Annotated in this window: 31 protein-coding genes and 1 tRNA gene; 12 read left to right on the plus strand and 20 right to left on the minus strand. The window is 59.7% G+C overall.

Annotated features, from left to right (window positions below; all coding sequences use genetic code 11):
• Positions 1-117 precede the first annotated feature (117 nt).
• The 9 genes from rplL to AACL53_RS10780 all read right to left on the minus strand — a co-directional run bounded on the left by rplL (position 118) and on the right by AACL53_RS10780 (position 6,084).
• Positions 118-492: a 50S ribosomal protein L7/L12 gene (rplL, locus tag AACL53_RS10740; RefSeq protein WP_045835870.1), complete on the minus strand. Its 375-nt coding sequence runs from the start codon at positions 490-492 to the stop codon at positions 118-120.
• Positions 493-599: 107 nt separating this feature from the next.
• Complete coding sequence (rplJ, locus tag AACL53_RS10745; protein ID WP_339084493.1) at positions 600-1,121, minus strand: 50S ribosomal protein L10; 522 nt, start codon at positions 1,119-1,121, stop codon at positions 600-602.
• A gap of 329 nt (positions 1,122-1,450) precedes the next feature.
• Entirely contained in the window at positions 1,451-2,200 is a 750-nt protein-coding gene (rplA, locus tag AACL53_RS10750) for a 50S ribosomal protein L1 (protein ID WP_339084494.1), read from the minus strand.
• Positions 2,201-2,204: 4 nt separating this feature from the next.
• Positions 2,205-2,651 (minus strand): 50S ribosomal protein L11, encoded by a 447-nt coding sequence (gene rplK, locus AACL53_RS10755; protein WP_045835867.1) that lies wholly within the window; start codon positions 2,649-2,651, stop codon positions 2,205-2,207.
• 184 nt (positions 2,652-2,835) lie between these two features.
• Complete coding sequence (nusG, locus tag AACL53_RS10760) at positions 2,836-3,411, minus strand: transcription termination/antitermination protein NusG (protein WP_339084495.1); 576 nt, start codon at positions 3,409-3,411, stop codon at positions 2,836-2,838.
• Positions 3,412-3,461: 50 nt separating this feature from the next.
• Positions 3,462-3,659, minus strand: coding sequence for a preprotein translocase subunit SecE (gene secE, locus AACL53_RS10765; protein WP_092866911.1), 198 nt, complete (start codon positions 3,657-3,659; stop codon positions 3,462-3,464).
• 92 nt (positions 3,660-3,751) lie between these two features.
• Positions 3,752-3,827, minus strand: a tRNA-Trp gene (locus AACL53_RS10770).
• A 101-nt stretch (positions 3,828-3,928) separates the two neighbouring features.
• Positions 3,929-4,312, minus strand: coding sequence for a YbjQ family protein (locus AACL53_RS10775; RefSeq protein ID WP_339084496.1), 384 nt, complete (start codon positions 4,310-4,312; stop codon positions 3,929-3,931).
• 125 nt (positions 4,313-4,437) lie between these two features.
• Positions 4,438-6,084, minus strand: coding sequence for an EAL domain-containing protein (locus AACL53_RS10780; RefSeq protein ID WP_339084497.1), 1,647 nt, complete (start codon positions 6,082-6,084; stop codon positions 4,438-4,440).
• Here AACL53_RS10780 and AACL53_RS10785 point away from each other — a divergent pair.
• Together AACL53_RS10785 and AACL53_RS10790 are read left to right on the plus strand one after the other, a co-directional pair.
• A complete protein-coding gene (locus AACL53_RS10785; RefSeq protein ID WP_339084499.1) occupies positions 6,074-6,532 on the plus strand; it encodes a hypothetical protein in 459 nt (152 codons plus the stop codon). The genes AACL53_RS10780 and AACL53_RS10785 overlap by 11 nt on opposite strands.
• A gap of 82 nt (positions 6,533-6,614) precedes the next feature.
• Positions 6,615-7,508 (plus strand): TIGR01459 family HAD-type hydrolase, encoded by an 894-nt coding sequence (locus tag AACL53_RS10790; protein WP_339084500.1) that lies wholly within the window; start codon positions 6,615-6,617, stop codon positions 7,506-7,508.
• Positions 7,509-7,517: 9 nt separating this feature from the next.
• Here AACL53_RS10790 and AACL53_RS10795 read toward each other — a convergent pair whose 3' ends face one another.
• The 3 genes from AACL53_RS10795 to mdoH all read right to left on the minus strand — a co-directional run bounded on the left by AACL53_RS10795 (position 7,518) and on the right by mdoH (position 11,154).
• The gene (locus AACL53_RS10795; RefSeq protein ID WP_339084501.1) at positions 7,518-8,531 is read right to left on the minus strand and encodes a hypothetical protein; all 1,014 of its coding nucleotides are present in this window, start codon (positions 8,529-8,531) and stop codon (positions 7,518-7,520) included.
• Positions 8,532-8,606: 75 nt separating this feature from the next.
• Positions 8,607-9,350, minus strand: a complete 744-nt coding sequence (locus AACL53_RS10800) for an FkbM family methyltransferase (RefSeq protein ID WP_339084502.1) — start codon at positions 9,348-9,350, stop codon at positions 8,607-8,609.
• A 4-nt stretch (positions 9,351-9,354) separates the two neighbouring features.
• A complete protein-coding gene (gene mdoH, locus AACL53_RS10805; RefSeq protein WP_339084503.1) occupies positions 9,355-11,154 on the minus strand; it encodes a glucans biosynthesis glucosyltransferase MdoH in 1,800 nt (599 codons plus the stop codon).
• 18 nt (positions 11,155-11,172) lie between these two features.
• Here mdoH and AACL53_RS10810 point away from each other — a divergent pair, with 18 nt between their 5' ends.
• The 4 genes from AACL53_RS10810 to AACL53_RS10825 are packed head-to-tail and all read left to right on the plus strand — an operon-like array spanning position 11,173 to position 14,494.
• Positions 11,173-12,198, plus strand: a complete 1,026-nt coding sequence (locus AACL53_RS10810) for a zinc-binding alcohol dehydrogenase (protein ID WP_339084504.1) — start codon at positions 11,173-11,175, stop codon at positions 12,196-12,198.
• A 22-nt stretch (positions 12,199-12,220) separates the two neighbouring features.
• The gene (locus AACL53_RS10815) at positions 12,221-12,625 is read left to right on the plus strand and encodes a 6-carboxytetrahydropterin synthase (RefSeq protein ID WP_339084505.1); all 405 of its coding nucleotides are present in this window, start codon (positions 12,221-12,223) and stop codon (positions 12,623-12,625) included.
• Positions 12,618-13,664 (plus strand): glycosyltransferase family 4 protein, encoded by a 1,047-nt coding sequence (locus AACL53_RS10820; RefSeq protein WP_339084506.1) that lies wholly within the window; start codon positions 12,618-12,620, stop codon positions 13,662-13,664. The genes AACL53_RS10815 and AACL53_RS10820 overlap by 8 nt, the downstream gene beginning before the upstream one ends.
• A complete protein-coding gene (locus AACL53_RS10825; RefSeq protein WP_339084507.1) occupies positions 13,661-14,494 on the plus strand; it encodes a class I SAM-dependent methyltransferase in 834 nt (277 codons plus the stop codon). Before AACL53_RS10820 ends, AACL53_RS10825 begins: the two co-directional genes overlap by 4 nt.
• Before the next feature lie 15 nt (positions 14,495-14,509).
• On the opposite strand, the gene AACL53_RS10830 is transcribed toward AACL53_RS10825, so the two are convergent.
• Positions 14,510-15,109 (minus strand): cytochrome b, encoded by a 600-nt coding sequence (locus AACL53_RS10830; protein ID WP_339084508.1) that lies wholly within the window; start codon positions 15,107-15,109, stop codon positions 14,510-14,512.
• 3 nt (positions 15,110-15,112) lie between these two features.
• A complete protein-coding gene (locus tag AACL53_RS10835) occupies positions 15,113-15,868 on the minus strand; it encodes a RibD family protein (protein WP_339084509.1) in 756 nt (251 codons plus the stop codon).
• A gap of 117 nt (positions 15,869-15,985) precedes the next feature.
• On the opposite strand from AACL53_RS10835, the gene AACL53_RS10840 reads away from it, so the two are divergent.
• Positions 15,986-17,761 carry a glucan ABC transporter ATP-binding protein/ permease gene (locus AACL53_RS10840; protein ID WP_339084510.1) on the plus strand — a complete coding sequence of 592 codons (1,776 nt, stop codon included), beginning with the start codon at positions 15,986-15,988 and terminating at the stop codon, positions 17,759-17,761.
• Positions 17,762-17,783: 22 nt separating this feature from the next.
• On the opposite strand, the gene AACL53_RS10845 is transcribed toward AACL53_RS10840, so the two are convergent.
• The 5 genes from AACL53_RS10845 to AACL53_RS10865 form a co-directional block, all read right to left on the minus strand.
• Positions 17,784-18,425 carry a GTP cyclohydrolase II gene (locus AACL53_RS10845; RefSeq protein WP_339084511.1) on the minus strand — a complete coding sequence of 214 codons (642 nt, stop codon included), beginning with the start codon at positions 18,423-18,425 and terminating at the stop codon, positions 17,784-17,786.
• Positions 18,426-18,667: 242 nt separating this feature from the next.
• Positions 18,668-19,123: a CoA-binding protein gene (locus AACL53_RS10850; protein WP_339084512.1), complete on the minus strand. Its 456-nt coding sequence runs from the start codon at positions 19,121-19,123 to the stop codon at positions 18,668-18,670.
• Positions 19,120-19,554, minus strand: coding sequence for a VOC family protein (locus AACL53_RS10855; RefSeq protein WP_339084513.1), 435 nt, complete (start codon positions 19,552-19,554; stop codon positions 19,120-19,122). Before AACL53_RS10855 ends, AACL53_RS10850 begins: the two co-directional genes overlap by 4 nt.
• A gap of 1 nt (position 19,555) precedes the next feature.
• Positions 19,556-20,371 (minus strand): enoyl-CoA hydratase, encoded by an 816-nt coding sequence (locus tag AACL53_RS10860; RefSeq protein ID WP_339084514.1) that lies wholly within the window; start codon positions 20,369-20,371, stop codon positions 19,556-19,558.
• Positions 20,372-20,471: 100 nt separating this feature from the next.
• On the minus strand, positions 20,472-21,071 hold the full coding sequence (locus AACL53_RS10865) for a hypothetical protein (RefSeq protein ID WP_339084515.1): 600 nt from the start codon (positions 21,069-21,071) through the stop codon (positions 20,472-20,474).
• A 268-nt stretch (positions 21,072-21,339) separates the two neighbouring features.
• On the opposite strand from AACL53_RS10865, the gene AACL53_RS10870 reads away from it, so the two are divergent.
• From AACL53_RS10870 to AACL53_RS10880, 3 genes are all read left to right on the plus strand, one after another.
• Positions 21,340-22,245, plus strand: a complete 906-nt coding sequence (locus AACL53_RS10870; RefSeq protein ID WP_339084516.1) for an IS1595 family transposase — start codon at positions 21,340-21,342, stop codon at positions 22,243-22,245.
• Positions 22,246-22,411: 166 nt separating this feature from the next.
• Positions 22,412-23,581, plus strand: coding sequence for a hypothetical protein (locus AACL53_RS10875; RefSeq protein WP_339084517.1), 1,170 nt, complete (start codon positions 22,412-22,414; stop codon positions 23,579-23,581).
• Positions 23,582-23,587: 6 nt separating this feature from the next.
• Entirely contained in the window at positions 23,588-23,755 is a 168-nt protein-coding gene (locus AACL53_RS10880; protein ID WP_339084518.1) for a hypothetical protein, read from the plus strand.
• Between the two features lie 6 nt (positions 23,756-23,761).
• On the opposite strand, the gene AACL53_RS10885 is transcribed toward AACL53_RS10880, so the two are convergent.
• Positions 23,762-24,472, minus strand: coding sequence for a hypothetical protein (locus AACL53_RS10885; RefSeq protein ID WP_339084519.1), 711 nt, complete (start codon positions 24,470-24,472; stop codon positions 23,762-23,764).
• A gap of 406 nt (positions 24,473-24,878) precedes the next feature.
• Here AACL53_RS10885 and rplM point away from each other — a divergent pair, with 406 nt between their 5' ends.
• Together rplM and rpsI are read left to right on the plus strand one after the other, a co-directional pair.
• On the plus strand, positions 24,879-25,340 hold the full coding sequence (gene rplM, locus AACL53_RS10890) for a 50S ribosomal protein L13 (protein WP_339084520.1): 462 nt from the start codon (positions 24,879-24,881) through the stop codon (positions 25,338-25,340).
• A 5-nt stretch (positions 25,341-25,345) separates the two neighbouring features.
• Positions 25,346-25,828, plus strand: coding sequence for a 30S ribosomal protein S9 (rpsI, locus tag AACL53_RS10895; protein WP_339084521.1), 483 nt, complete (start codon positions 25,346-25,348; stop codon positions 25,826-25,828).
• Positions 25,829-25,971: the final 143 nt, after the last annotated feature.

Here is a 25,971-nt window from a genome sequence, read left to right on the forward strand (position 1 = left end):
CCGACTCCACAGGGGGAGCCGGCCGGAAGGCGCGGTATGTGTCAGTCACGCCCAGCCGCCGGGCGGGAAGCACGCATCGGCACCGGCCAGGAGGTCCTAGCCGGTGCCGATAGCCGATTACTTCACCTCGACGACTGCGCCCTGATCCTCAAGCTGCTTCTTGAGCTTCTGGGCTTCGTCCTTCGAGACGCCTTCCTTCACGGTCTTGCCGCCGGCCTCGACGAGGTCTTTGGCTTCCTTCAGGCCGAGGCCCGTGATGGCGCGAACTTCCTTGATGACGTTGATCTTCTTGTCGCCACCCGACTTGAGGATGACGGTGAATTCCGTCTGCTCTTCAGCCGGTGCTGCGGCTGCGCCTGCGGCCGGTGCGGCAACTGCGACAGCTGCTGCAGCCGACACGCCCCACTTCTCTTCCAGAGCCTTGGCAAGCTCTGCAGCTTCGAGCACGGTCAGGCTCGACAGGTCGTCAACGATTTTCTCGATCTTAGACATATATAGTGTCCTTACGGTTTGAACCTAGAGGTTGAATTGCAGCACCCCCGTTGGGCCGTGCTGCGTGTGGGTTTCGAGGGCTCAAAGGCCCCACAACTCGGCTTCTGCTAAGCAGCAGCCTCTTCCTTCGACGCCTTCGCCTGGATGACGCGTGCGAGCTGGGCACCGGGCTCTGCGATGGTCCGGACGATTTTCGTCGCCGGAGCATTCAAGAGACCGATGATCTTCGCGCGCAGTTCGTCAAGCGACGGCAGATCGGCAAGGGCTTGCACGCCTTTTGCGTCAAGGATGGTTTTGCCCATCGCGCCGCCGAGGATCACGAGCTTGTCGTTACCCTTGGCATAAGCGACGGCAGCCTTCGCCGCGGCGATCGGATCCTTCGAGAAGGCCAGAACGGTCGGCCCCTTCAAAAGATCTGAAAGCTTTTCGGCGTCGGTATCCTTGAGCGCGAGCTGTGCCAGCTTGTTCTTGGCCACTTTCACAGAGCCGCCTGCGTCTTTGACGCGCCTGCGGAACTCTGCGGATTGAGCAGCCACCATGCCGGTGTTGTGGGCGACCACAACCACGCCAGTGCTCTTCAGCTCTGTGTGGAGATGGTCAATGAGCTCACGTTTCGCGGCTCTATCCACGTCTCGTCTCCTTGCTGCGAAGCTTCATTTACGAAGCTCCGCGGGTTGCACCTTTGCCGCCGTCTCCAGTTAGGATCGGGCGACTCTAGTCTGTCCTCGTTCCCGTGGACCGCGTGTGATAAGCGGCACGGTGCTGACCCAGAAGGTTCAAACCGAACTCGGGGCTCTCGCCTCAAATCCGATCAACTTCTGTCTCATGCAGGCTCTCTTGAAAGAGAGACTTAGGCTTCCCGGCGAACCGGAACAGCACCCGCAATCTCGGACAGTGCTGAACCGAAGCGCGAAGCCCCGGTTCAGGGTTTTCCGGGTTGCCCCGGAATTCTTCAAACTTAGACGACTGGCCCCGATGCGACGGTCGCCGTATCGAGCTTCAATCCCGGCCCCATCGTCGAGGACAGCGAAACCTTCTTCAGGTACGTGCCCTTCGAGCCCGTCGGCTTGGCCTTCACGACCGCATCGACAAACGCCTTGATGTTCTGGACCAGAGCTTCCTCGGTGAAGCTCGCCTTGCCGATGCCGGCGTGAACGATGCCGGCCTTCTCGACGCGGAACTCCACCGAACCACCCTTCGCACCCTTGACGGCGCTCACGACGTCCATCGTCACCGTGCCGACGCGCGGGTTCGGCATCAGGCCGCGCGGGCCCAACACTTTACCGAGGCGGCCGACGAGGCCCATCATGTCCGGCGTCGCGATGCAGCGATCGAAATTGATCGTGCCCTTCGAGACGATCTCGACGAGGTCCTCGGCTCCGACGACGTCGGCTCCGGCGGCCTTGGCTTCTTCAGCCTTGGCGCCGCGCGCGAAGACGGCAACGCGAGCCGTACGGCCTGAACCGTTCGGCAAGTTGCAGACGCCGCGCACCATCTGATCGGCGTGCTTCGGATCGACGCCGAGGTTGACTGCAACCTCGATCGTTTCATCGAACTTCGCCTTGGCGCGATCCTTGATGATCTTCACGGCTTCGTCGACGCCATAAGACTTGCCGGCCGAAAGACCCTGCTTGATCGCTTCCATGCGCTTGCCACCGGCATCGCGCGTCTCTTTGATTTTCTCAGCGCTGATTTGAGCTTTTGCCATCGGACTACTCCACCACCTTCAGACCCATCGAACGTGCGCTACCCGCAAGCGTGCGGGCGGCGGCGTCGAGGTCGTCGGTGTTCATGTCCTTGAGCTTGCCCTTGGCAATCTCTTTCAGCTGGTCGATCGTCACCTGACCGGCAACGATACGGCCCGGCTCTTTCGAGCCCTGACCGCCCTTGCCCGTGGGGCGAAGGCCGGCAGCTTTCTTGATGAGATACGTCGCCGGAGGCTGGCGCATCTCGAACGTGAATGAACGGTCGGAGTAGACCGTGATCTTCACGGGAATCGGTGTACCCTGCTCAAGGTCCTTCGTTTTCGCGTTGAAGGACTTGCAGAATTCCATGATGTTGACGCCGCGCTGACCAAGCGCGGGACCGATCGGAGGCGACGGATTGGCCGCCCCTGCCGGCACTTGAAGATTGATAAAGCCGTCTATTTTCTTCGCCATAGTTCCCCTTCAGCGTTAGAGCCCGCGCCGGATGGCCGGGCTCAGGGTTAGCGGTCAAACGGACCGGCCTCCGCAATGGATGACCCGCCCTCCCGCACATCGCCGCTCCGGAATTCAAATCCCGACGCGGTCTCCGGCGGCACAGCGCCGGAACTTTTCTGCCTGCGACACCGACACGGCGACGTCAGGCAGCAACTTTTTCAACCTGCGTAAATTCGAGTTCGACAGGCGTCGGACGTCCGAAGATCGACACCGCGACCTTGACGCGCGAGCGCTCCTCGTCGACCTCTTCGACGATGCCGGTGAACGAGGCAAACGGGCCGTCGGCCACCTTGACGTTCTCGCCGATCTCGAAGGTGATCGTCGGCTTTGGCCGCTCGACGCCCTCCTTGACCTGATTCAAGATGCGCATCGCCTCGGCTTCGGGGATCGGCATCGGCTTGTTGTCCGCGCCGAGGAAGCCCGTCACCTTGGGCGTATTCTTGATCATGACGAACGCAGCGTCGGTCATCTTCATTTTGACGAGCACGTAGCCCGGCAGAAATTTCCGCTCGGTCGGGATCTTCCGGCCGCGCTTGATCTCGACGACTTCTTCCGTCGGCACGACGATCTCTTCGAAGAGATTATCGAGACCGCCCGCTTTGGCCCGCTCGCGTATAGCGTCGGCGACCTTGCGTTCGAAATTCGTGTAAGCATGCACGATGTACCAGCGCGTACCGGCAACCGTAGCTTTATCTTCGCGTTCTTGCGCGACAACCATTCTTAAAGGCCCTCTGGCGCGTCACTCAAATCGAATATGCGAGCCGGTTTTCAGCTGGCCACCCCTAGGACGAAACGCACGATGTGGCTCAACGCTTGATCAACGAGCAAAAAGAAAACAGAGGCGAGCGCGACCATGATGAGCACCATCAAAGTCGTGATCCACACCTCTTTCCAAGTCGGCCAGGTAACCTTTGCGACTTCCTGCCGAACTTCTTGCATAAAGGTTATGGGATTGAACTTCGCCATCAAAACTGCTTTCCGTGCGCATAAGCGACAACATGCCGCACCCGACCACGGTCTTTTACCGGGTCGGTCGGCAGATCAAACCGTCACGAGGCTGGCAGGGGCGGAGGGTCTCGAACCCCCGACCTTCGGTTTTGGAGACCGACGCTCTACCAATTGAGCTACACCCCTAACGCGATACGAGCGAAAACCCGATCGTCGAGCAGCCTCTTTCGGGGCGTGCACCCTTAACTGATGTTTTCGAGCTTGTCAGCCCCGGCGACGCCTTTTTTCTAACGAACCGTCCGCGGGGCTGTCCAGGGCCCTCCAGCGTCGCTCGACGTCGCGCCCGCCCCCGCGATAGGCTCGATGACGACGGCCGAGCCGTAGGCCAGAACTTCCGTGACCGCCGCCGCGATCTCGTTCGCATCATATCGCATTGCAATAACCGCGTTGGCGCCCATGCTTTGGGCATGCTCGACCAGCAGGTCGAAAGCCTCCTGGCGCGTATGCTCGGCAAGTTTCGTATAAACCGAGATATTGCCGCCGAAGAAGATTTGGATCGCCGCGCCAATGTTGCCGACGACGCTGCGGGAGCGGACCGTCAGCCCGCGTACAAGCCCCAAATGACGGACAATGCGATACCCTGGAATGTCGTTCGTTGTCACGACCAGCATGGCGCTCCCTTTCATCCCAGTCCGGCATGGCGCCGAACCTCCCCGATGAATCGCACGCTAACGCGAGATCCGCTTCCTTACGACCGCCGAAGCGATAATTCGTCAAATCTTCCGGCAAGCTACCCTCAAGCGCTCTTTTCGAGCGCCCGGGAGAAAATTTGCCGAACGCGCGTGATCGTTGCGGCGATTTCGCCGACTGGGACCGGTTTGCTGAAATAGAAACCCTGGACCTCTTCGCAACCCGCGTTCGTGACCATGGCCAGCTGCTCTTTCGTCTCCACGCCCTCTGCGACCGTCGTCATGCGCAGGCGCTTTGCGAGTTCGGCTATAGATTGGACGATCGCTGCGCAATCGCGCTCATCGGCCGTTCCGAAATCCCGCACGAAAGATCGGTCGATCTTGAGCATGTCGAACGGGAAGCTCCGCAGATAGCTGAGCGCCCCATAGGCGGTCCCAAAATCGTCGAGCAGGATTTTGATACCGAGCGCGCGAAGCTTATGCAGAAGATCGTGCGTTTTCGGATGATCGCGCAGCAGGACAGATTCCGTCACCTCGAGCTCGAGCCGGTCTGCCGGTAAACCCGACGCGGAAAGTGCCCCGGTGACGGCGCCGTAGAGATCGCCTTTCTCAAATTGAACTGATGATAGATTGACGGCTACCTTTATCTCGGCCGGCCATGCTGCCGCATCTTTGCACGCGCGCGACAGTACCCAGTTGCCAATCTCCACGATCCAGCCGCTCTCTTCCGCGAAGGGGATAAAATCGGCCGGTGAAATCATGCCGCGCTCGGGATGTCGCCAGCGTATCAGCGCCTCGAAGCCGCTCACGCATTGGCCAAGGATGTCGACGATCGGCTGGTAATGAAGTTCGAACTGCTTCTTCTTCAAGGCGAGCTTCAAGTCCGAATCCAGCAGCTTTACGCGGCCGCTCTCGTAATCGCGCTCCGGATCGTAAAATGCGTAGCTGCCGCGCCCTGACGTCTTGGCATAATGGAGCGCCAGATCCGCATTTTTCATGATCGCATCGGGCGTCCGGCCATGCTCCGGGGCATGCGTGATACTCAAGCATCCGGTGATATGTACCTTGCGACCCAAAAGGCTGTGCTCGGTGCTGATCGTAGCGAGCAGCCGCTGCGCCAATCGTTCCAATTGTTCGTGCGTTGCGGCACCGAACCTTATCAGCGCGAATTCGTCGCCGCCGAGCCGCGCCAAAACATCGGCTTTACGAACGACTTTAATCAAGCGCCTCGCGACGCTCTTCAGTAACGCATCGCCGACCGGCTGACCGAACATGTCATTGACGCTATTGAAGCCGTCGAGATCGATCCAGAGAACAGCAATTTCGCTGCCGCTTGCGAGGGCGCCCTGGAGCTGTTGGTGGAAGTAAGCACGACTAAAGAGTTCAGTCAGCGTGTCATGGGAAGCGAGCCATTCGATTCTTTTTTCTGCTTGCCGCTCTTCGGTGATGTCCTCGTGTATACCGATCCAGCCTCCATCCAACAAAGGCTGACTTGTGACGAGGACTACCCGGCCATTCTTCAGATGCCTGACTTCGGAAAAAGATTTGCCTTCCGAGAGTGCAGCAAGATGATCTTTGATCCGTCGCTCTTGGATTGCGTGAGCTTCTTTCGCGGTATAATCGGTTTCATTCGACACGACATAGGCGACAATATCGACAAATGCCGTCCCCTGCTCCGTCACCGCATCCGGCAAATCGTAAAGCTCGCGATAGAAGTTGTTGCAGACGACAAGCCGCTGTCGCTTGTCGAACATCGACAACCCGCGGATCATGGTATTGATGGCGCGAGCGAAGGGCCCGCTCGGTTTTTCGATCCGCTTTTTTCCCGCCCTTGAGAACCCGCGCGCCGCTTTAGCCTTGGAGGCTTTTCGACGGGAAGGGATGTTGGCGTTGCGTGGCGAAATAGGCTTAGAGGACGGACGGCCGCCGGGCTTCATCAAATTTATCCGAGAAATCGCATCTTCGAAAATTCGTCAGCATGCAAATGAAACAATAATTTTGTGTATGTTGTGTGTGCGCGAGTCATGCAGCTACTGGCGCTTTAGCCAGTCCTATCGCGGCATAAATGTTATGCTCAATGTTTCAGACTTGGCCCGCGTCACGAGGCAGCGGCTTTCGAGCCTCAGGATGAGCAACCGGACAATCGGCTCATTTGGCTCATCCGAAATGAACTTGATCGCGAACTCAATGGCCTATAACTGACCGCCTATCCCTTCCGCTCCAGTCGAACTAATCAAAACCGCGTGTCTGTTCGCCTCACGCCAGCATATGAATGAGACAAATCTTGTCAGCATCTTCGCCCCGCCTCGGGGCCAACGTTCCATCGATCTTGGCGCACGCCGGCCCGATCTTGACTCGTTACCACGTGGTTTTCTGCGACGTCTGGGGCGTCGTCCATAACGGGCAAACGGCATTCGATGGGGCCTGCCGGGCGCTTGAAAAATTTCGCGACGGCGGCGGCACGGTTATCTTCGTAACGAATGCGCCGGTTCCCAAGCGGCGCGTTGCCGATATGCTCGCGGCACGAAAGGTTCCGGCGAACGCTTGGGACGATATCGTTTCATCAGGCGATCTTGCACTCGACCATGTGACAGCGCGCGGGTTTAAAGCGCTGCACTGCATCGGCCCTCAGGATCGCGACCAGGCTCTGTTCTCGGCGCTTCGCGCCCGCTCCGTTCCGCTCGCGGAGGCGGAGGCGATCATCTGCACAGGGCTCAACGACGACCGGAACGAGACGCCCAACGATTACCGGCCCCTTCTCGATGACGCGCTCGCAAAGCGCTTGCCGTTCGTTTGCGCAAACCCGGATCTCGTCGTCGATGTCGGCGGAACGCTTTACTATTGCGCCGGCGCGATCGCGGATCTCTACGTCCACATGGGCGGCGAAGTCTTCTGGGCCGGAAAGCCGTATCTCAACACATACGAGACGGCGCATCAAAAGGCGGAAGCGCTTCGGAACGCCAATGTCGAGCGGGACAAGATTCTGGTGATAGGCGATGCGCTACGAACGGACTTGAAGGGCGCGCAGAACTACGGTTGCGACGCGCTCTTCATTGCTTCCGGCATTCATCGCCATGAGACCGTCGAAGGGCTCGATCTCTCGGCAACGAAGCTTAGCGATTTGTTCGGACCGGGTGCGCCGCCCGCCCTCGGCGCCATGCTGGAACTCGCCTGGTAACCGTTCCGCTCACTCGGCCTTCGTTACGGGGAGCGGAGGCGGCGGCTCGCTTTTCGGGCGCTTCGGCGCCGGGCCATCCGAGAAGCTGTTGAACACGACATCGGGCGATGTCGTGTTGTGCTGGGACGGCACCAGCCGGCCGATCCAAATGTCGGTTGCGCGCGCGTGATCGAACTTCATGATGTTGTCCTCGCGCCAGCCTTTGCCTCCCTGCTCGCGGACAGCGATGCGCGCCGTGTCGTTGTTGAATTCCGTGATGTACATCGATCTCAACATCGCGAACGGGCCGCCGCTGATCCCATGATCGAAGACGACGTCAATGGCTTGGCGATTGTCGTCGACGGAGACCATCCGTACGGACGCCGAGCCGCCTTTCTCGAATGCGAGATTGAAAGTGCGTGTTGCCGGATCGAACGACACTTCCTTGATTTTGACCAAGGGCCGGCCGTCATACTCGATGGGGCCGACGATAAAGGACGAGCCATAGGCGGTATTGCGCATGGTTGACGGGGTCAGCGGGCGGGCACGCCAGTAACCGTCCTGCGGATAGAGAACGAGCACCTCTTCGGCGCCATCGTCGCGCTTCAACCAGACCTGCAACAGGTGTAGGCCGCTTTCAACGTGATCTCCGACGCGCACGGTCGTGACGGCAGGACGCCAAAAGGAGGGATACGTGAAACCGACGATCCAAAGCTTGGTGTCCTCATAAAGGGTCACCATTTTGGGCGGGTTAGGCGCCGCATAGCTCGGGTCCGACGCCATATCGCACGCAGTCCAGTCGGCTTCGACGTTCGCGCGCATGCTCGGGGTCAGATAAACCGGGTGGGCCGCTTCGATGCGAAATGCTCGTACGTTCTGGTTGGAAAACGAGACTGCGACGTTGTCCTTCTCGGCACAAAGCACCGGCTCGCTTTCGTTCACGACGTCGACGGCAAGACCGTCCAGCGACGCGGCGCGCGCGGGCATTAGCGGCGCCGCCATGAGCAGCAGCGCGGTGGCGATCAGACGAACGTACAAGGGCATTCCCCACTCCAATTTAATTCTTCCAGATTTCGTGAAACGCGTTTGGCGCGAGCCACTTCGTGCTTGCCCAGTCTATCACGGCTGAAGCACCGCATAGATGTCACCTGAGTTCGCGTCGTGCGGCAGATTGCTGAGATAGCCAGCCATCTCTGCATCAGAAAGCCAGCGATCGAATGACAAAGTCTGATTTTCGCCCAGCGCGACGTTGTAGCCATAGTCACCGAGCGTCGACATCCGGTCGAAGCAGGCCATTGCGACATCGCGTGCAATCGTCGTGAACTCGAAGGACAGAGCCTTTATCGGCCGCGACAGTCCGCGCAGCACCGCGTCTTCGAAGCCTTCGACGTCTATCTTGACGAACGACGGCGATCCGTAGCGCGCGATGAGGCCGTCGAGCGTCACGACCTCGATCGGGATTTGCCCGTCCCATATCTGGCCTTCCCAGCCCTTTGCGCCCTCTGCCTGGTGGACGAACTCTTCAGACAGCGTGGAGACGGTCGGATTTGCCGTGTTGACGAATAGCTCGCGGGTGCCTGCTTCTGCGCCGACCGCACGGTCGATGATCTCGACCAATGGGTCTCGCCCGTGGATGTGGGTTAGCGCGGAGAAGAGCAGCGGTTGCGGCTCGATCGCGATGACGCGGGCACCGAGTCGGCGAAATGAGGCAACGCGATCACCAACATGCGCGCCGACATCGAACACGAGATCGCCCGGTTCGACGAAACGGCGATAGAGCGCGTCCATGGCGCTGCGTGGGGCCTCAGGTCCGAGATAGATCCGCAGCGACCGGAATACGCCTGCGAGAGCCGGTGACGCCATGAGGTCAGCTCCCCGCCTGAACGGCTCGGATTTCGGCGGGTGGCGCGAAGTCCTCAGGGATCCCCGCTATGCCATGACGGCGGAAAAAGCGCCCAACGGCGGGGCTCGCGGTGAAAACGACGAAGGGAACCGCAAGCCCGTAACCCGCCGTCAGCGGCAAACTCCAAAGCAGCGCGGCGGGGGAAACAAGCGCGATGGCCACGTAGAGCAGCACGCCGAAGAGAAGTTGCGGCCAAAGCCATCGGAGGGCGTCGCCCCATGTCACGCCGCCGCCGTCGCGGCGCTGGCCGTTCCAGACGATCGTTCTGCCGAACAATAACCCGAACATGAAAATCGATGTTCGTATCGTGGTCACCGCGCCGAGAACGAGCGAGAACAAAATCTCGATGATCGCGCTCGACGCAAATCTCAGCCGACCGCCGAAGCGGTTGATCTCGCCCGGCGTCAGGATGGCGTCCGCTATGCCCGCAAGCTTCGGTGCGAGATGCATCAACAAAAGGAGGCCGTATATCGTCTCGACGGCAAACCAGGGGAAATCGTTCTGTCGTTCCGCGCTCAGCACGGCGAGCGGCAGGATGGCGGCGAGCAGCGTCCATGCCGGAACGCCAAGAAACATCAGAATCGCCCAAATGAGTTGAAAGCGGCTCACCGGCTCGATGCCGGGCATTCCGATCAATCTCAAATATTGCATGTTGCCCTGACACCAGCGCGCGTCACGGCGCATGAATTCGAGCGCGTCGGGCGGATTGTCCTCGTAGGAGCCCGTTTCGACCGGCAGCACGCGCACCTCGTAGCCCGCCTTGCGCATGAGAACGGCTTCGACCTGATCGTGCGATAAGATCGTCTCGCTCTTCAACAGACCCTTCATTGCGCAATGCTCGACGAAGGGCGCGACGCGAACAAGCGCGTTGTGGCCCCAGAACGGTCCGCAGTCTCCCACCCACCAGGCCTGGCCCATCGTGTAAGTCCGCATACCGAGCCGCATGCCGAACTGGAAAATGCGCGCGAACGCCGACGACGACGGCGTGCCGACGACAAGGCTTTGCAGAATGCCGATGCGAGGATGCTTCTCCATGATGCGCACGAGGGTAACGATGGCCTCGCCCGTCATCAGACTATCCGCATCGAGCGGCAGCATGAACTCGTAATTGGAACCCCAGCGCAAGGCGAACTCGCGAACGTTGCCGGCTTTGAAACCCGAATTGCCGATTCGCCGGCGATAGATGATGCGGTCGGGATCCGGGTCGGCTTGCTTCCACGCCGCAACTTCCGCTTCTTCGCGCTGGATGATCTCACCCTGATCGCTGTCGCTCAGCACGAAGTAGGAGAAGCGACCTGCCTCCGCCATCCGATCGAGACTTGCCTTCACGGTTTTCAGACGCAGCAGCGCACGCGCCGGGTCCTCGTTACGCAACGTCATCAAGACTGCGGTATTAACCGTAAGGGGCGACTGATCGCCCTTCGTTTCGTAATACGGCTCGGCGTGCGTTTTCCTTCTTGTCCCATGAAGCTGCCACAGGCCGATGACAGCATTCCAGAAACCAAGAACCGGCCAGGGTGCGCCGAGTGCCAAGCAAATGACCATCGTGATGCCGACGACAGTCCAGCCCCCGCTCGTGAAAATCACGCCGGCGACGAGCACGATGAGAAGCCACGTCGCTAGATTGAGAAAGAGGACAACGCGCCGCCGCTTGTTCAGCGTGGCTATTGCGTCCAGGCCTGCGGGAGTCGTAAGGCTTGGGGCCTCGACGACAATCGTTCTGTTAATGTCCGACACCCCGTCGTGCTCGGCACCGATCGTCATTACGGACCATCCTTCGCAATGAGTGACCCGCAGAGCAGCTTCGACTCCAATGCCCAGCGCTTAAGGCGCAGCCAAGGCCAGATCGTGGTTGCCCGAGCCCTCTGGTACGTCAAACCCGGCATTGCGGAAGTTCGACCCGAACGCCTCTCTCCGCCTTCACCGGGTGAAGCACGCATCGCGACGGAGTATTCCGCAATCAGCCGCGGCACCGAACGCATGGTCGCGCTTGGCGAAATCCCTCGAAGCGAATGGGCACGAATGCGTGCCCCGTTGCAAGCCGGAGATTTCTCCTTTCCCGTCAAATACGGCTATTCCGCGACAGGCATCGTGACGGCGGGTTCCGAGAGATTGGCGGGCAAACGCGCTTTCGTGTTGCACCCGCATCAGGATCATTTTCACGCTCCGGAAGCGCTGCTCGCGATCCTCCCGGAGAACGTGCCATCGCGTCGCGCCGTGCTCGCGGCCAATATGGAGACCGCACTCAACGCCCATTGGGATGCGGGGACTACGCTCGGCGACCGTGTTCTCGTGGTCGGCGCCGGCATCGTCGGATTGCTGACCGCGCATCTCGCGAGCCGAATTTCGGGAACGGACGTCACGATCACCGACATCAATCCGGCGCGGGCGAAATACGCGGAGAAGCTCGGGATCAAGTTCGTGTCCAACACGGACGTCCCCGCCGGCAACCGCATCGTGTTTCACGCGAGCGCCACGTCAGCTGGCCTCGAGACGGCGATCAACGCTTGCGCCTTCGAGGGCAGCGTGATCGAGATGAGCTGGTATGGGACAAACTCCGTGACCGTGAACCTCGGCGGCGCGTTCCACAGTCGCCGCCTCAAGATCATCTCATCGCAGGTGGGGCACGTGGCACCTCTCCACCGCCACCAACTGAAACACAAAGACCGCCTCGAACGGGCGATTGCCATGCTCGACGACGACCGTCTAGATGCGCTCGTCGCCGATGCCGTCAATTTCGAGGATCTGCCCTCGGCGCTTCCGAAAATCTGGTCATCGTCCGACCTTCCGCCCATCGTCCGCTATTAATTCTCACAGGTTGAAACCACCCATGTACTCCGTCGAAGTTCGCGACCGCATCATGATCGCCCATTCGCTGCCCAATCCCTTTTTCGGACCGGCGCAGAACCTTCACGGTGCGACCTTCGTCGTCGACGTTGCGTTCTTTCGTGAGAAGCTGACCGAGCAGAACGTCGTCGTCGATATCGGCGCGGCTTTGAGCGTGCTCGGCACGACGCTGCAACCGCTCGCCTATCAGAACCTCGACGTACTGCCGCAATTCAAGGGCGCCCTGACCACGACGGAATTTCTCTGCAAATATATTTTCGACAGCATAGCAAAGGCTGCCGCTTCGGGTGCACTTGGCGAGGACGGAAAAACGCTTTCACGAATTCGCGTAACGCTGTCGGAAACCGACTTGGCGCGCGCAAGCTACGAGGGGTCTATCGGTGGCTGAAGCCGCTTTCGCCATACCGGGGGATCTCAAAGCGACGACCGGAGGCTATGCCTACGATCGCCGCGTGATCGAACTGTTGCCGGCGTTCGGCGTTCCGGTATCGGTTCTCTCGCTGCCCGGCTCGTTTCCAAATCCGGATGCGAACGATCTCGATGAAACGCGCCGCATTCTCGAGACGCGGCATGCGGATTCTGTGCTCCTGGTGGACGGCCTCGCCTACGGCGCTTTTCCCGACACGATCCTTGGCAAAATTCCGGGACGCGTCATCGGCCTCGTCCATCATCCGCTGTTTCTTGAAACGGGGCTGCCGCACGCGCGCAAGGTCGAGCTCAAAGCCAGCGAAGAGCGGGCGCTTCAGCGGGCCAACCACATCATCGTGACGAGCCGCGCGACGAAGCGCATTCTGACCGAGAACATGGCGATTGCGCCTGACAAGATCACGATCGCGGAGCCTGGAACAGACCCGGCGCAGCGGGCGACCGGCACCGGCGCGCCGTTGCAGATTCTGGCCGTCGGCGCCGTCATGCCGCGTAAAGGTTATGACGTTCTCGTCGAAGCTTTGGCGCCGCTCGACGCAATAGATTGGAGATTGACGATCGCGGGCGCGCTCGACCGGCATCCGCGGGCCGTCGAGGCAGTTCAAAGCGCGATAGCCAAGCACGGTCTTGAAGATCGCGTTACGCTCGCGGGCAAGGTCGTGCCGGCGACGCTCGAGCGGTTCTACGATTGTGCCGATCTCTTCGTCTCGGCGTCGCTGTTTGAAGGATACGGAATGGTCCTCGCCGAAGCGATGGCTCGCGGCCTGCCGATCGTTCTGGCTGCCGGTGGTGCTGCGGCCGATACGGCGGGCGAAGCCGCGGCGCTTCACGTCGAAGCGGGCAATGTCGGCCAGCTAACCTCGGCACTGCAGCGCGCGTTGACCGATAAGAAGCTTCGCGACCGGCTTGCCGATGCGGCCTGGGAAGCTGGCCGCACCTTGCCGACCTGGCACGAAACAGCGCGGCGCATTGCAGCCGTCATTCTTGGATTACGCCCGTGAGCGATTTCTCACCCGAATGGCTCGACCTGCGCGAAGCCGCAGACGCGCGCGCGCGCAATGCGGGCGTTGCCAATGCTGTGGCAGCACGCTTTGCGCTCCGAGGCGATCTCCGCATTCTCGATTTGGGAGCCGGCACTGGCGCTAATCTCAGGGCGACGTCGGCTTTGCTGCCCGAGCGGCAGACATGGACGCTCGTCGATCACGACCCCGCATTATTAGACGTGGCGAAAGCAAAGCTCATCAAATGGTCGGACCGGCACGAGGAAGCCGGCGAGACGCTTCAGCTCGAAAAAGGGCGTCTCAGGATCACAGTCGCCTTCAAGACCGCCGATCTCGCCCGCGACACGCAAATGCTTCTCGATGAGAAGCCTCAGCTCGTCACAGCGTCGGCCTTCTTCGATCTGACGTCGGAAGACTACATACGGACGTTGGCGAAAGCCGTCGCTGCTGTCGGCGCGTCGTTTTATGCGACGCTGACCTACAACGGCCTTCAAAAGTGGACGCCACACCGGCCCGCCGACAATCAAATGACGGCAGCCTTTCAACGTCACCAGATGCGGGACAAAGGTTTTGGCCCGGCTGCGGGACCGCTCGCGGGTTCGCACCTTGTCGATCAATTCCGCATCAACGGGCACGTCGTCGTCGAGGGGGACAGCCCGTGGCGGCTCGAGCGCAACGACCGGATGCTGATAGACGAATTGATCCGCGGACATGCGGTCGCCGTGACTGAAAGCGGCGGGGTCGACGCCAAGTCGGTTGTCGGTTGGGTGAACGTTACGCGGACTGCAGCGTTTGTCGGACACACCGACGTCTTCGCCGCACCACCCTGAAACCGGCGCTGCCGTTCAGGCTGCCCGCTTCGGGATCATTCGCTCGACGACACGGTCCCTGCGAATAAACCGATGATAGACGGCCGCTGCGATATGGATCGTAGCGAACACGACGATCAAGACTGCGCCGGTCTCATGCCACTCGAAGACTTCCTTTGACAGGTCTTCGTTCTTTTGGGCGATGGCCGGAAGGTGGACCCCGAAGACGTCAAGGTAGCCGCCGTAGGAAATCGCCGTGTAGCCGATGACCGGAACCGCGATCAGCAGCGCGTAAAGACTCCAATGGACAAGATGGCTGACGCCCGTAAGCGCCGGAGGAACAGTCGGATCGGATCGCGGCGCCCCACGGGTCAAACGATAGAGCAGGCGCAGGATGACGAAGAGCAATATCGTCAGCCCAATGACCTTATGCGAGCTGTACATTGTGTTTGTCAGCGCGTCCCAGACGCCTTTGACGGGTTCGCCCTTTTCATTGACGCCGGGCATCTCGTTGCCCCGGTAGGCCATGTAAAAGCCGAGCGGTAGCTGAATGAAAACGAGCAAAGCTATCAGCCAATGCAGGCCGCGAGCAGTCGGCGTGTACGTCGGGAGATCGTACTTGGGATCTTGAGCCATGCGCTAGCCTCGCCGCTGATGCCTCAAATCACAATCGAACAGCACATCGCCGCCGTCAAGAACATGCACTGCCGTTTCCGGCCTTAACGCTTCGTCGACGCTGCCGATCGGCAATAGTGACAGTCCGGGAATTCCGGAACCCAGGATCAGCGGAGCAGCGAGGATGTGAATCCTGTCCACCATTCCGGCATTGATGAAATGCGAGATCGTCGTTCCCCCGCCCTCCACCAGGATTTTTTTAAGCCCTCGCTTGAAAAGCGCTTCGACGATGTCGGCGGGCTCGATCCGCGGCGCGGCGGCTTTTATTACGAGCCCTTCGGCGCCTTTCGGCACGAGCTGCTCGCTGCTCGTCACGACGATGCAGTCGCTTTCTCCCGTCGCGAGGCAGCGTGCAGACGCCTGAAGGCGTCCTCTCGGATCGATGATGACGCGGACCGGTTGCGGACCGTCGACGCGCCTGACGGTCAGCTGCGGATCGTCGGCTATGATCGTTCCGATCCCGACGACGACGGCATCGACCTTGGACCGCAGCCGATGCAGGTGATCCAGGGCGGCTGCGCCGTTAATCCCGCGCGAGTCGCCACTCGCCGTCGCAATTCGTCCGTCGAGGGATTGGCCCAGCTGCGCGATGACGAACGGCCGGTCCGCCGGCGCATTGACGATGGGATTGAAAATCGACTGCGTCCCCCCGGCAGTCTCGGCCAATTTGCCGCCGCTGCTGGTTACAGAACCTTCATTTCTAATTTTGCCGGATGTCATGAGATCTCGGAGTGATATAACGCAGTCGAATGATCGTAACGCCCTTGGGCCGGCATCGGGATTTCGGACTCCTCGCTAAGGGCATTCGTTTCCTCTCATCTTACATAGCATCCAAACATGAATTCGAAGCCGCTTGGCCTTATTGCAATCTATACGCGCGCGCTCGCTCTTTTAGCTCCCGAAAAATACCTCGCCATGGGGCTCGCAGCAGCAGGCGTGGTGATCGCGGTTACACAACTTGCCGAACCGATCCTGTTCGGGCGGGTTGTGGATGCCCTGAGCAAAGGCGAAAGCGCATTCTTCTACATTGGACTTTGGGCGCTCCTCGGTCTTTTCGGGATCTTCGCCGGTGTCATCGTCGGGATAAACGCTGACCGCCTCGCGCATCGCCAGAAGATGGCTCATCTCGCAAGCATTTTCGAAAAAACGATCGCGTTGCCCCAAAGTTCACATGCCACTCGGGGGTCGGGGGCGACCATACGGACGATCCTTTCCGGAATGAGTGCGCTGTTTTGGCTCTGGCTCGGCGTCATGCGCGAGCAGCTCGCGACGGTTTTCGGCATCATCCTGCTTGTGCCGACAGCGTTCGCAATGGACGTCCGGATGTCGGTCATTCTGGTGACGCTCGCGGCCGTTTACACGCTGATGCACGTGGTCGTCGTCAAGCGTACAGCCGTTGGCCAAGCGGCCGTCGAGGAGCACGAAACCGCGCTTTCCAGCCGCGTCGTCGACGTCATCGGCAACGTGACCGTGGTGCAGAGTTATGGGCGTCTCAAGGCCGAAGCCGATGCGCTCAGAGGATTGGCGAGGGATCTTCTTGCCGCTCAATACCCGGTGTTGACGTGGTGGGGCGTGCTGACCGTCCTGCAGCGCTCGGCCGCGACCTTGACGATGGTCATCATCTTCTCCGCTGGCGCGGTCCTGGCCGGGCGCGGTGAGCTGACCGTCGGCGAGATCGTCAGCTTCGTCGCCTTCGCGGGGCTGTTGATATCGAAGCTCGATGCGCTGTCGGGGTTTGCTGTGCGGATCGATCAGCAGGCTCCGACGCTCACGGCGTTGTTCCGGCTCATCGATGAAGCTGGCGCGCCTGTCGATGCGCCCAGCGCCCAACCGCTTCGTACCGTCGAAGGCGCGGTCACGTTCGATGATGTGAGCTTTCGCTACGAGGGCGCATCGCAGGGCATCAGCGATCTTTCGTTCGCAGTGAAGGCCGGGGAAACGATTGCGTTCGTCGGCCCCACGGGATCGGGCAAGTCGACCACGATCGGCTTGTTGCAACGTTTCCTGAAGCCAAAATCCGGGCGCATCCTGGTCGACAATCAGGATATCGCCGGGGTTACGCTGCAATCGCTCCGAGGCGCGATTGCCGTCGTTTTTCAGGACGCGGGACTTTTCAATCGTTCGATCGGCGAAAACATCCGCATCGGCCGGCCCGGTGCGACGGATGCGGAAGTCGAGCACGCGAGCCGTCTCGCCGAAGCGCACGATTTCATCATGCGGAAGCCCGGTGGATATGACTTCGTGATAGGGGAACGCGGCTTGTCCCTATCGGGCGGCGAACGTCAGCGCATCGCAATTGCGCGCGCCATTCTGAAGGATGCGCCGATCCTCATTCTCGATGAGGCGACGAGCGCGCTTGATTCAGAGACGGAAGCCAAGATCAAGCGGGCACTCGATACGCTGCGCGCGGGCCGCACAACGTTCGTCATCGCGCATCGGCTCTCGACCGTTGCTGATGCTGATCAGATCCTGGTGCTCGATCAGGGGAAAATCGTGGAGCGCGGGCAGTTCGTCGAACTCGCGGAAAGCGGCGGCCTCTTCTCGCGTCTCGTCGCCGAGGGCGGGTTCACCGTTCCGAAGACGACAGAGAAACCACGCGAGCCGATCGTTTAGCGTCTCGCTTAGCGTCTGTTGCCTAGAGTTTGTGAGCCATGCGGGCGCGCTTCGTTTCGAGATAGCGCTCGTTGAACTTGTTCGGCAGAGCGACGATCGGCAGCCGCTCGACGACGCGGATGCCGTGCGATTTGAGCGCCTGCTCCTTTGCCGGGTTGTTCGACAGGAGCTTGATCTCCGGCATTTCAAGGTCAGCTAGCACGCGCGCGGTCAGGCCATAATCGCGGCTATCGATCGGCGCGCCGACCTCGATGTTGGCTTCGACGGTGTCGAGCCCCTGGTCCTGCAACGCATAAGCCTGGATTTTCTTGAACAGGCCGATGCCGCGACCTTCGTGGTACGGCACGTAAATAATCGCGCCATAAGGGACGTCGCTGATGATCTTCAAAGCGGCTTGGAGCTGCTGGTAGCAGTCGCAGCGCAGCGAGTGGAAGATGTCGCCCGTCACACAGCCGGAATGAACGCGAACGACTGGGATCGGCGCTGAACCGTTGAACTTGGCGGCATCGCGATGCACGAGCGCCAAAATCTGCTCTTCATCGGTCTCTCCGCGATAGGCATGGGCTTCGAGCATCAGCTCTTGCCCCTGGAACTCGATCGGGAGAATGGTTTCCACCGACCAGTCCGCTGGCAGTTTTACAGACGTCAAGGTACCCGACTTCATTGTTACCGTGGCTCCGGGGTCTTCAAAGGCATATGCCTCATTTGCCGAGGGAACGCAAAGTCTCGTACCTCTGCACGGCTGAGCAATGTTCCTACGGGAACAGCCCAGCCGGATTGTGTCTGGCAACAGGTTTACCTAGGCATGCTCGCCCTGAAGATTTAGAATGTCAGGATGCCGCGCCCAAGAATGGCGCGCCGTCCGCTTTCTAAGATGTTTCCGGCATCGCATCAGGGTCCGGCATGTCAGTCTGTTTGACATTTGCCTTTCAGCATCAATCTGGCGATTTCGATTTTCGGGCAACGGTCCATCACGACGGTGAAGCCGGCTGCACGCGCCATCGCTGCGGCTTCTTCGTTAATGACGCCGAGCTGCATCCAAATCACGCTTGCGCCTGTGCTTTCCTTGACCGCGATCGCGTCGCGCACGACGTCCGTCACTGCCTCCGACGCCCGAAAGACGTCGACAACGTCTATGGGTGCAGGCACGTCGGCGAGGCGCGCGTACACCAACTGGTTGTGAATGGTTTTGCCGGCGATCCCGGGATTGACGGGCTTAACGACATAACCCTCGTCGATGAGGAAGCGCATGACGCCGTTGCTCGGGCGTTCGGACTTTTGAGACGCACCAACGACTGCGAATGTTTTGACGCGTTTCAGGAGGCTGCGGATTTCCTCGTCACTCAATCCGTCGATGGTCATGGTGCGGGTGCCGGAATGGATACGCGGCCCTCAGCGTCGAGCGACATGAAGGGGTTGTAGGCAACCTCCCAAAGGTGGCCATCCGGGTCGGCGAAGTAACCAGAATACCCGCCCCAAAAAACCTTCTGGCCGGGCTTCAACAGCTTTGCACCCGCGGAGACGGCCTCATTCAGAACCTGGTCGACTTCGGCTTCCGAGTTGACGTTGTGGGCCAGAGAGATGCCGGAAAATCCAGGTTTGCTGGCGGGCACGCCTGCGTCACCGGCCAGCGCTTCGCGGCCGAACAGCGAAAGAACTATTCCGCCGAGGTCAAAGAACGCCACCTCAGCCTTGCTTGCGGCGGACGCACGAAGGCCTATCGCTTCGTAGAACTTGCGTGCCTTTGCGACGTCGGCGACGCCGAGCGTGACGAAAGAAAGCCGCGGCTCCAACTCAGCTGTCCTTCCATTCTGGTTTGCGCTTTTCGAGGAATGCGCAGATGCCCTCACCCGCGTCTGCTTCCATCATATTCTTGACCATTACCTCGCTCGCGTACGCGTACGCTTTATCGAGCGGCAGTTCGGCTTGCCTGTAGAACGCCGCCTTGCCGATCGCGACCGTTGCTTTCGATTTCGATGCTATCGCGCGCGCCATGTGCAGAGCCTCTAGCATCACATCGCCATCCGGGACGACGCGGTTCACGAGACCGTAGGCCGCCGCATCGGCCGCCGAGATCGCTTCGCCGAGGAGCAGCATTTCCATCGCGCGCTTCCGGGGAACGTTTCGCGAGAGCGCCACCATGGGCGTCGAGCAGAACAGCCCGATGTTGACGCCGGGCGTCGCGAAGTCCGCCGACGTCGCGGCAACGGCCAGATCGCAGGTGGCGACAAGCTGGCAGCCCGCCGCAGTCGCACGTCCCTCGACGGCCGCGATGACCGGCTTCGGGCAGGCGACGATGGCGCACATCATTGCCGAGCACGCGGTCATGGTGTCCCGGAAAAAGGCTTCTCCACCATCCGGGTCCGTGCGGTGCGCGGTCAATTCCTTCAGATCGTGACCGGATGAAAAGACCTTACCCGCCGCCGCAAGGATAATGACGGCGACCGACTTGTCCTGGCCGAGCCTGACGATCTCTGCCCGCAAGTCATCGAGCAGAGCGCGCGAAAGAGCGTTGCGCGCCTCGGGCCGGTTCAATGTCAGGCGGACAATGCCTGGCTCGACGACGTCGGTCAGGACCAATGGCGCGCCGGCTGGCGAAAGATCTTGCATGCGGACTTAACCAATTCTCTGGCCGAATTCTCTGGTCGGCTCTCTCGTCGGCTTCTGGCCAATTTTCGGGCCAACTCACCGCTAGCCAGCGCGCGCTATCCTACTGCTGCAACGCCTTCTCGATTTCGGCGCGGTGTGCCTTCACCAAATCGACGTTCTCCTTGAACTTGAGATTCGGCGTCGTGCTGATCGCTTCGTTCAGCTCATCGAGAAGCTGCTTCTTGTCTGCCTCCGGAATGCTCGAGTCTTTCTGGACGTCGTCGCGCTCCTTCTTCAGCGCGTCGACGGGATCGACGAAATTTCCGGTCGTGGTGTCGAGCCCCGCCATGACGATCGAGATGTTTGCCGCCACGTCGTCGAGCTCGGCGAAGTTGCTGAAGCCGTGCTTCGTCGCAATGCTTTCGAGTTCGGCCTGCAGCGCGGGGTCGGGCTTGTCGCCGGCCGACTGAATTTTCGATGCGATGGATGCGAGGTCGCTTTGAGCGGCGATGAAATGCGTCACCTGCTCGTCCGTCAGCTTGATCTGCTTCACGTCATCCTGCGAGGGCGGATTGCCACCTGCCGCAGCGGACGCGCCTTGCTCGGCCGGTGTGCCTTGCGGCGCGGCCGCGTCCTGAGCTGAAGCCATCGCGATCGCCGCGCATAGGCCAAATGCCCCGATGATAACGCCAGCCGCCGTACGGGTCAGAGAGACCGCCATCGTGTTGCTCCACATTGCGCTCACATCCCGCGAGCGAGATTTACCGTTCGAACTGATACGCCGACTAAGACAAGAATAAGAAACGTTGCACCCCTCTCGTTCCGATTTCGGAAGGGTGCAGTCTCGAATAGGACCCGAGATCTATCGCATGCTGGATTTATCGCCAATGAACAAGCTGGGATCGCTGTGCGCGGGATGGCCTTGGCGATATTATACTTGACATACCCAACCGAACTCCTATATATTTGAGGCACATAGGAGACGGGCCATGTCGATTTTGAGCGCAGAGCACTTCCACGATGAAGCCAAAGCGTACGATTTCGTCGAAGCGTTGATCTGGCCAGAGGGTCCGGTATGCCCCCACTGCATGGAAAAGGCCCGCGTCTCAAAGATGAAGGGCAAGTCCACCCGGATCGGCACCTACAAGTGCTACGCCTGCCGGAAGCCCTTCACCGTCAAGATCGGCTCGATCTTTGAGGCCAGCCACATCCCCATGCGGATCTGGCTCCAGGCGATCTTCCTGCTGTCATCCAGCAAGAAGGGGATGAGTTCGAACCAGCTCCACCGAGCCTTGGGCGTGACGCTCAAGTCCGCTTGGTTCATGTCGCACCGTATCCGCGAAGCGATGCGGTCGGGCTCCCTCGCCCCGATGGGCGGTGGTGGCGGCATCGTCGAAGTCGACGAGACCTTCATCGGCAAAACGGTGCAGGCACCGAAGATCGTAGGCGGCTACGCACACAAGAACGCCGTTCTGACTCTGGTCAGCCGCGAGGGCGAAGCGCGAAGCTTCCACATCGACCAAGCCAACCAAGAAAACATCATCCCGATCATTCGGCGCAACCTTGCGAGCGAAGCCAAGGTCGTCACCGATGATGCTGGCTACTACCGGAACCTCGACAAGGAATACATGCACGCATTCGTCAATCATTCAGCCGGTCAGTACGGTCGCGGCATCATCCACACCAACACGATTGAAGGCTACTTCTCGATCTTCAAGCGCGGGATGAAGGGCGTCTCCCAGCACTGCTCGGAAAAGCACCTGCATCGCTACCTTGCGGAGTTCGATTTCCGGTATTCGAACCGCGTGAAACTGGGCGTCAATGACGAGGCGCGCGCGACACGGGCGATAAAAGGAGCACCCGGCAAGCGGTTGACCTATCGGGAGGCGATATAGGGCCGGACCCGAAGCATCAAGCGCGCTTGTTTCGAAGGTTAAAGAAGAGCGTTGAAAAGCGCGCTCGGAAATCTTGACGGCCGCTGGCCTGCCATGAAGACTCTTGATTCGTCAGAAAATGGTATTTCAACAAGCTCAGCATTATCTGAGCGGGGAGCGGCATCAGATGGGTGTTCGTCAGTCGGAAATTGCTAAGCTGACCAGCGCATTCGAAGAGCAACGGTTCACTATGGATGGCGTAGAGGCGTGGAGCGCCCGCGGTCTGATGCCATTGTTCGGTTACGAGTCTTGGCAGAATTTTCAGAGTGCCATCGATCGCGCCGTCACAGCCTGTACGAGCGCTGGAAAGGATGCGAGCCGCCACTTCATCCCCGTTGTCGGCGATCTCGACATAACCGGCGACCGAATTTTTAATGGGGTCATTAAAAAATCGGGGCGCGGCCGGCCGCCGGAAGGGATGATACTCTCGCGCTTCGCTGCATACTTGGTCGCGCTGAACGGCGATCCGACGAAAGAGGCGATCGCGTTTGCGCAAGTTTACTTCGCCATGCAAACGCGATCGATGGAGCTTCTTGAGCAGCACCTGGCTGAAGTTGAAAGATTGGAGGCTCGTCGCCAGCTATCCCAGACTGAGAAAGATTTGAGTTCGGCTCTATACAATCATGGCGTTGATGATACAGGCTTTTCCATTATTCGAAGCCGCGGCGACGAGGCGCTCTTCGGATTGACGACGAAAGAGATGAAAGACCGCCTGAAATGCGGCAGCGCTCCGTTGGCAAATCGCTTGCCGACGGTGATTATTCGGGCGAAAGACCTCGCCGCCGAGATGACCGCATACAACACGCGCGCCAATAAGCTACGCGGCGTCCGTCCGATCGGAGACGAGCATGTCAGGAACAATCAGAATGTTCGTAGCGCGCTGATGAGCAGTGGCATCAATCCTGCGCGCGTGGAACCGGATGAGGACACCGCCAAACTCGAGCGCCGACATAAGAGCCAACACGGCAAAGTTGCGTTGAGCGCTCAGGAGCTTCCGGCCCTTTTGCCCCCGAGCGAGCCAACGCCAAAAGCGGCGCCGCCCGTTCCGACGAAAAAGCCGACAACTAAGGAGATGATCAAGTGGTTTGTCAGCATCTATGATCGGGCCGTCGATCGATCGCCAAGCGACGGCGGCGAATACGCTTATCCTTTGATTGACATTGAAGACGTGTTGATCGGCCAATTCCCAACCGCTTCGGACCGCGTGATCGCGAAGGCGGTAGAGGAATTGGAAGAGGAAGGCCCGTGGGTGCTAGCCCCCGGCGCCGACGAATATTATGAAAGCTTGGAGCGGTAGTCGTCGATGCCCAAACGCAAAGAACCAGAGCGAAGCCGAGAAGAGCAAGAGCGGATATTCAAAGAGGCCGCGAAGCAGAGCGGTGCCGAACTGAGTGGCAAACACTTCGAAGCGGCAATCAGGAAAATTGCAGCTTCGGCTAAGGCTGCTGTTCGCACCAAAGATAAAAAATAGCGCCTTTCAGGCCGACTCGATTTTGCTTTCGACAACGCTCAGCGCGCCGTCAGGCAACGCGATCTCATTTTTCAGAAGCGTGTGCGGTCCGTACTTTTCGAATTGGCCGTTAAGGTAACTCTCGCCACTTCGAGTTAACAACTCGAACCTATTTCCCGGCCTCATAATGCTGAGATAGGTCGTCTTGCCGACAGTCGAAACTCTTTCCGCGTAGCGTTTCGCCTCGTAAACGCAATAGATCGTGCTTTGTAGAGGGAAGACATCATAGTGGTCGCGGTGCAAGAGGCCGTACGCCGCCAAATACGAACCAGACCCCGAGACGGCGAAGTCCTCTTTTATCTGGACCCCGTGATCGCCGTGAGCTTGAACGATAAGTGGGAACCCGTGTGCGTCGAAGCCTGCGACGATGCCATCAACCCCGACGCTGATTAGTCCCACAGATGCAATGTCGCTTCGATATTCCTCTTCAGGAAACTCTGCCTTCGCTTTGCGGAAGTCGGCAAAAGTCATTCCCCACTTTCGCAGCGTGTAATCGTCGGCTTTCTGCTGCTTTCGCTCGGCCAAGACTGACGTGACCGCGCTGACAATGTTTGTTTCATCAATATTTTGAAGAGAGCGAAATTTGTTCCTCAAGAGATGGAGAACTGGGATGATGTCGTCGTCATTGCCCGCCGTCAGAAATCGCCAACCCGGACGGATAGCGCGTATCTTTAGCATCCATTCCTTTGAGCCAAATGGGGTACTTCCTTTGCCATCAGTGCAAAGCACGATCGCGTGCCCGTTGGCGTCCATACAAGCGGCCGCAATGCAAACAGTCATTCGACTTTCCCTGCCCGGATGCCGCCCATGCGGCTGAGGTGCCCACCGATTCATAGGTTAACACCATGCGTTTGTGTTGGGTACGGGAAATATAACATCGCCGTGGCCTTGACGGTATAATAATACCACAAAGCGGTATTATACTACCGCAGCGCCTAACCCATTGTTTCTGAATGATTTTCCTGGCACATGGAAATTCCCCTTGCAACGCGCTCGTGTTTTCGCGTATTCACGCCGCTTCTCGGAATGCAGCGCGCAGTAGACGTTTGAAGCGTGCGCAGCCATCCGCCAAGGAGCTTCAATAATGTCTACCTATGTCGCCAAGCCGGCCACGGTGGAGAAGAAGTGGGTTCTCATCGACGCCGAAGGGCTCGTTGTCGGCCGACTTGCTGCTCTCATCGCGACGCGCCTCAAGGGCAAGCACAAACCGATCTACACGCCTCACGTTGACTGCGGCGACAACATCGTCGTCATCAACGCCGAGAAGGTCGTCTTCACCGGCGCCAAGCGCGAAGACAAAGTCTACTACCGGCACACCGGCTATCCGGGCGGCATCAAAGAGCGCACGCCGCGCCAGATCTTCGACAGCAAGCATCCCGAGCGGATCCTCGAAAAGGCCGTCGAGCGCATGCTCGCACGCGGTCCTTTGCACCGTGAGATCATGCGCAACCTCAGAGTTTATAAGGGCGGCGCGCATCCGCACGAAGCGCAGAACCCGGAAAAGCTCGATGTCGCGAAGCTTAACCGTAAGAATGTGAGGGTCTGAGATCCATGGCTACTGAAACAAAGACCCTGGCCGATCTTGCCACCGTCAAGGGCGCCGAGCCGCAGGCGGCAGCGCCTGTCCGGACGCAGAAGCTCGACAAGCTTGGCCGTGCTTACGCAACCGGCAAGCGGAAGAACGCTGTTGCCCGCGTCTGGCTGAAGCCCGGCAAGGGCCTCATCACGGTCAACAACAAGGACTTCAAGGCTTATTTTGCCCGTCCCGTGCTGCAGATGCTTTTGCAGCAGCCGCTCAACCTCGCCAACCGCTCGACGCAATACGACATTCGTATTTCGGTTGCCGGCGGTGGACTTTCGGGTCAGGCCGGTGCGGTTCGTCACGGCATCTCGAAGGCGCTCACCTATTATGAGCCGGACCTCCGTGGCGCCCTGAAAAAGCAGGGCTTCCTGACCCGCGATAGCCGCGTCGTCGAACGTAAGAAGTACGGCAAGGTCAAGGCGCGCAAGTCGTTCCAGTTCTCGAAGCGCTAAGCCGCTCCGGACACCTGAGACAAAAAACAGCCCGCCCAACCGGCGGGCTGTTTCATTTCCTGTTGCAGACGGGTTGCGGACCTGCCGCCCCGGTGCCACATACCGCTCCATGTGCCAGCGCGGCTTGGCCGTGGCTCTGAGGG

Origin of the sequence: Hyphomicrobium sp. ghe19 (genome assembly GCF_902712875.1) — a bacterium.
Classification (GTDB): Bacteria; Pseudomonadota; Alphaproteobacteria; order Rhizobiales; family Hyphomicrobiaceae; genus Hyphomicrobium_B.

Coding starts and splice junctions, on each gene's coding strand:
- rplL (WP_045835870.1), bottom strand. CDS start 492: ATGTCTAAGATCGAGAAAATCGTTGACGACCTGTCGAGCCTGACCGTG.
- rplA (WP_339084494.1), bottom strand. CDS start 2,200: ATGGCAAAAGCTCAAATCAGCGCTGAGAAAATCAAAGAGACGCGCGAT.
- rplK (WP_045835867.1), bottom strand. CDS start 2,651: ATGGCGAAGAAAATAGACGGCTTTATCAATCTTCAAGTGCCGGCAGGG.
- nusG (WP_339084495.1), bottom strand. CDS start 3,411: ATGGTTGTCGCGCAAGAACGCGAAGATAAAGCTACGGTTGCCGGTACG.
- secE (WP_092866911.1), bottom strand. CDS start 3,659: ATGGCGAAGTTCAATCCCATAACCTTTATGCAAGAAGTTCGGCAGGAA.
- AACL53_RS10775 (WP_339084496.1), bottom strand. CDS start 4,312: ATGCTGGTCGTGACAACGAACGACATTCCAGGGTATCGCATTGTCCGT.
- AACL53_RS10780 (WP_339084497.1), bottom strand. CDS start 6,084: ATGTTCGACAAGCGACAGCGGCTTGTCGTCTGCAACAACTTCTATCGC.
- AACL53_RS10795 (WP_339084501.1), bottom strand. CDS start 8,531: ATGCCCTTGTACGTTCGTCTGATCGCCACCGCGCTGCTGCTCATGGCG.
- AACL53_RS10800 (WP_339084502.1), bottom strand. CDS start 9,350: ATGGCGTCACCGGCTCTCGCAGGCGTATTCCGGTCGCTGCGGATCTAT.
- mdoH (WP_339084503.1), bottom strand. CDS start 11,154: ATGACGATCGGTGCCGAGCACGACGGGGTGTCGGACATTAACAGAACG.
- AACL53_RS10810 (WP_339084504.1), top strand. CDS start 11,173: ATGAGTGACCCGCAGAGCAGCTTCGACTCCAATGCCCAGCGCTTAAGG.
- AACL53_RS10815 (WP_339084505.1), top strand. CDS start 12,221: ATGTACTCCGTCGAAGTTCGCGACCGCATCATGATCGCCCATTCGCTG.
- AACL53_RS10830 (WP_339084508.1), bottom strand. CDS start 15,109: ATGGCTCAAGATCCCAAGTACGATCTCCCGACGTACACGCCGACTGCT.
- AACL53_RS10835 (WP_339084509.1), bottom strand. CDS start 15,868: ATGACATCCGGCAAAATTAGAAATGAAGGTTCTGTAACCAGCAGCGGC.
- AACL53_RS10840 (WP_339084510.1), top strand. CDS start 15,986: ATGAATTCGAAGCCGCTTGGCCTTATTGCAATCTATACGCGCGCGCTC.
- AACL53_RS10845 (WP_339084511.1), bottom strand. CDS start 18,425: ATGAAGTCGGGTACCTTGACGTCTGTAAAACTGCCAGCGGACTGGTCG.
- AACL53_RS10850 (WP_339084512.1), bottom strand. CDS start 19,123: ATGACCATCGACGGATTGAGTGACGAGGAAATCCGCAGCCTCCTGAAA.
- AACL53_RS10860 (WP_339084514.1), bottom strand. CDS start 20,371: ATGCAAGATCTTTCGCCAGCCGGCGCGCCATTGGTCCTGACCGACGTC.
- AACL53_RS10865 (WP_339084515.1), bottom strand. CDS start 21,071: ATGGCGGTCTCTCTGACCCGTACGGCGGCTGGCGTTATCATCGGGGCA.
- AACL53_RS10870 (WP_339084516.1), top strand. CDS start 21,340: ATGTCGATTTTGAGCGCAGAGCACTTCCACGATGAAGCCAAAGCGTAC.
- AACL53_RS10875 (WP_339084517.1), top strand. CDS start 22,412: ATGGGTGTTCGTCAGTCGGAAATTGCTAAGCTGACCAGCGCATTCGAA.
- AACL53_RS10880 (WP_339084518.1), top strand. CDS start 23,588: ATGCCCAAACGCAAAGAACCAGAGCGAAGCCGAGAAGAGCAAGAGCGG.
- AACL53_RS10885 (WP_339084519.1), bottom strand. CDS start 24,472: ATGCTAAAGATACGCGCTATCCGTCCGGGTTGGCGATTTCTGACGGCG.
- rplM (WP_339084520.1), top strand. CDS start 24,879: ATGTCTACCTATGTCGCCAAGCCGGCCACGGTGGAGAAGAAGTGGGTT.
- rpsI (WP_339084521.1), top strand. CDS start 25,346: ATGGCTACTGAAACAAAGACCCTGGCCGATCTTGCCACCGTCAAGGGC.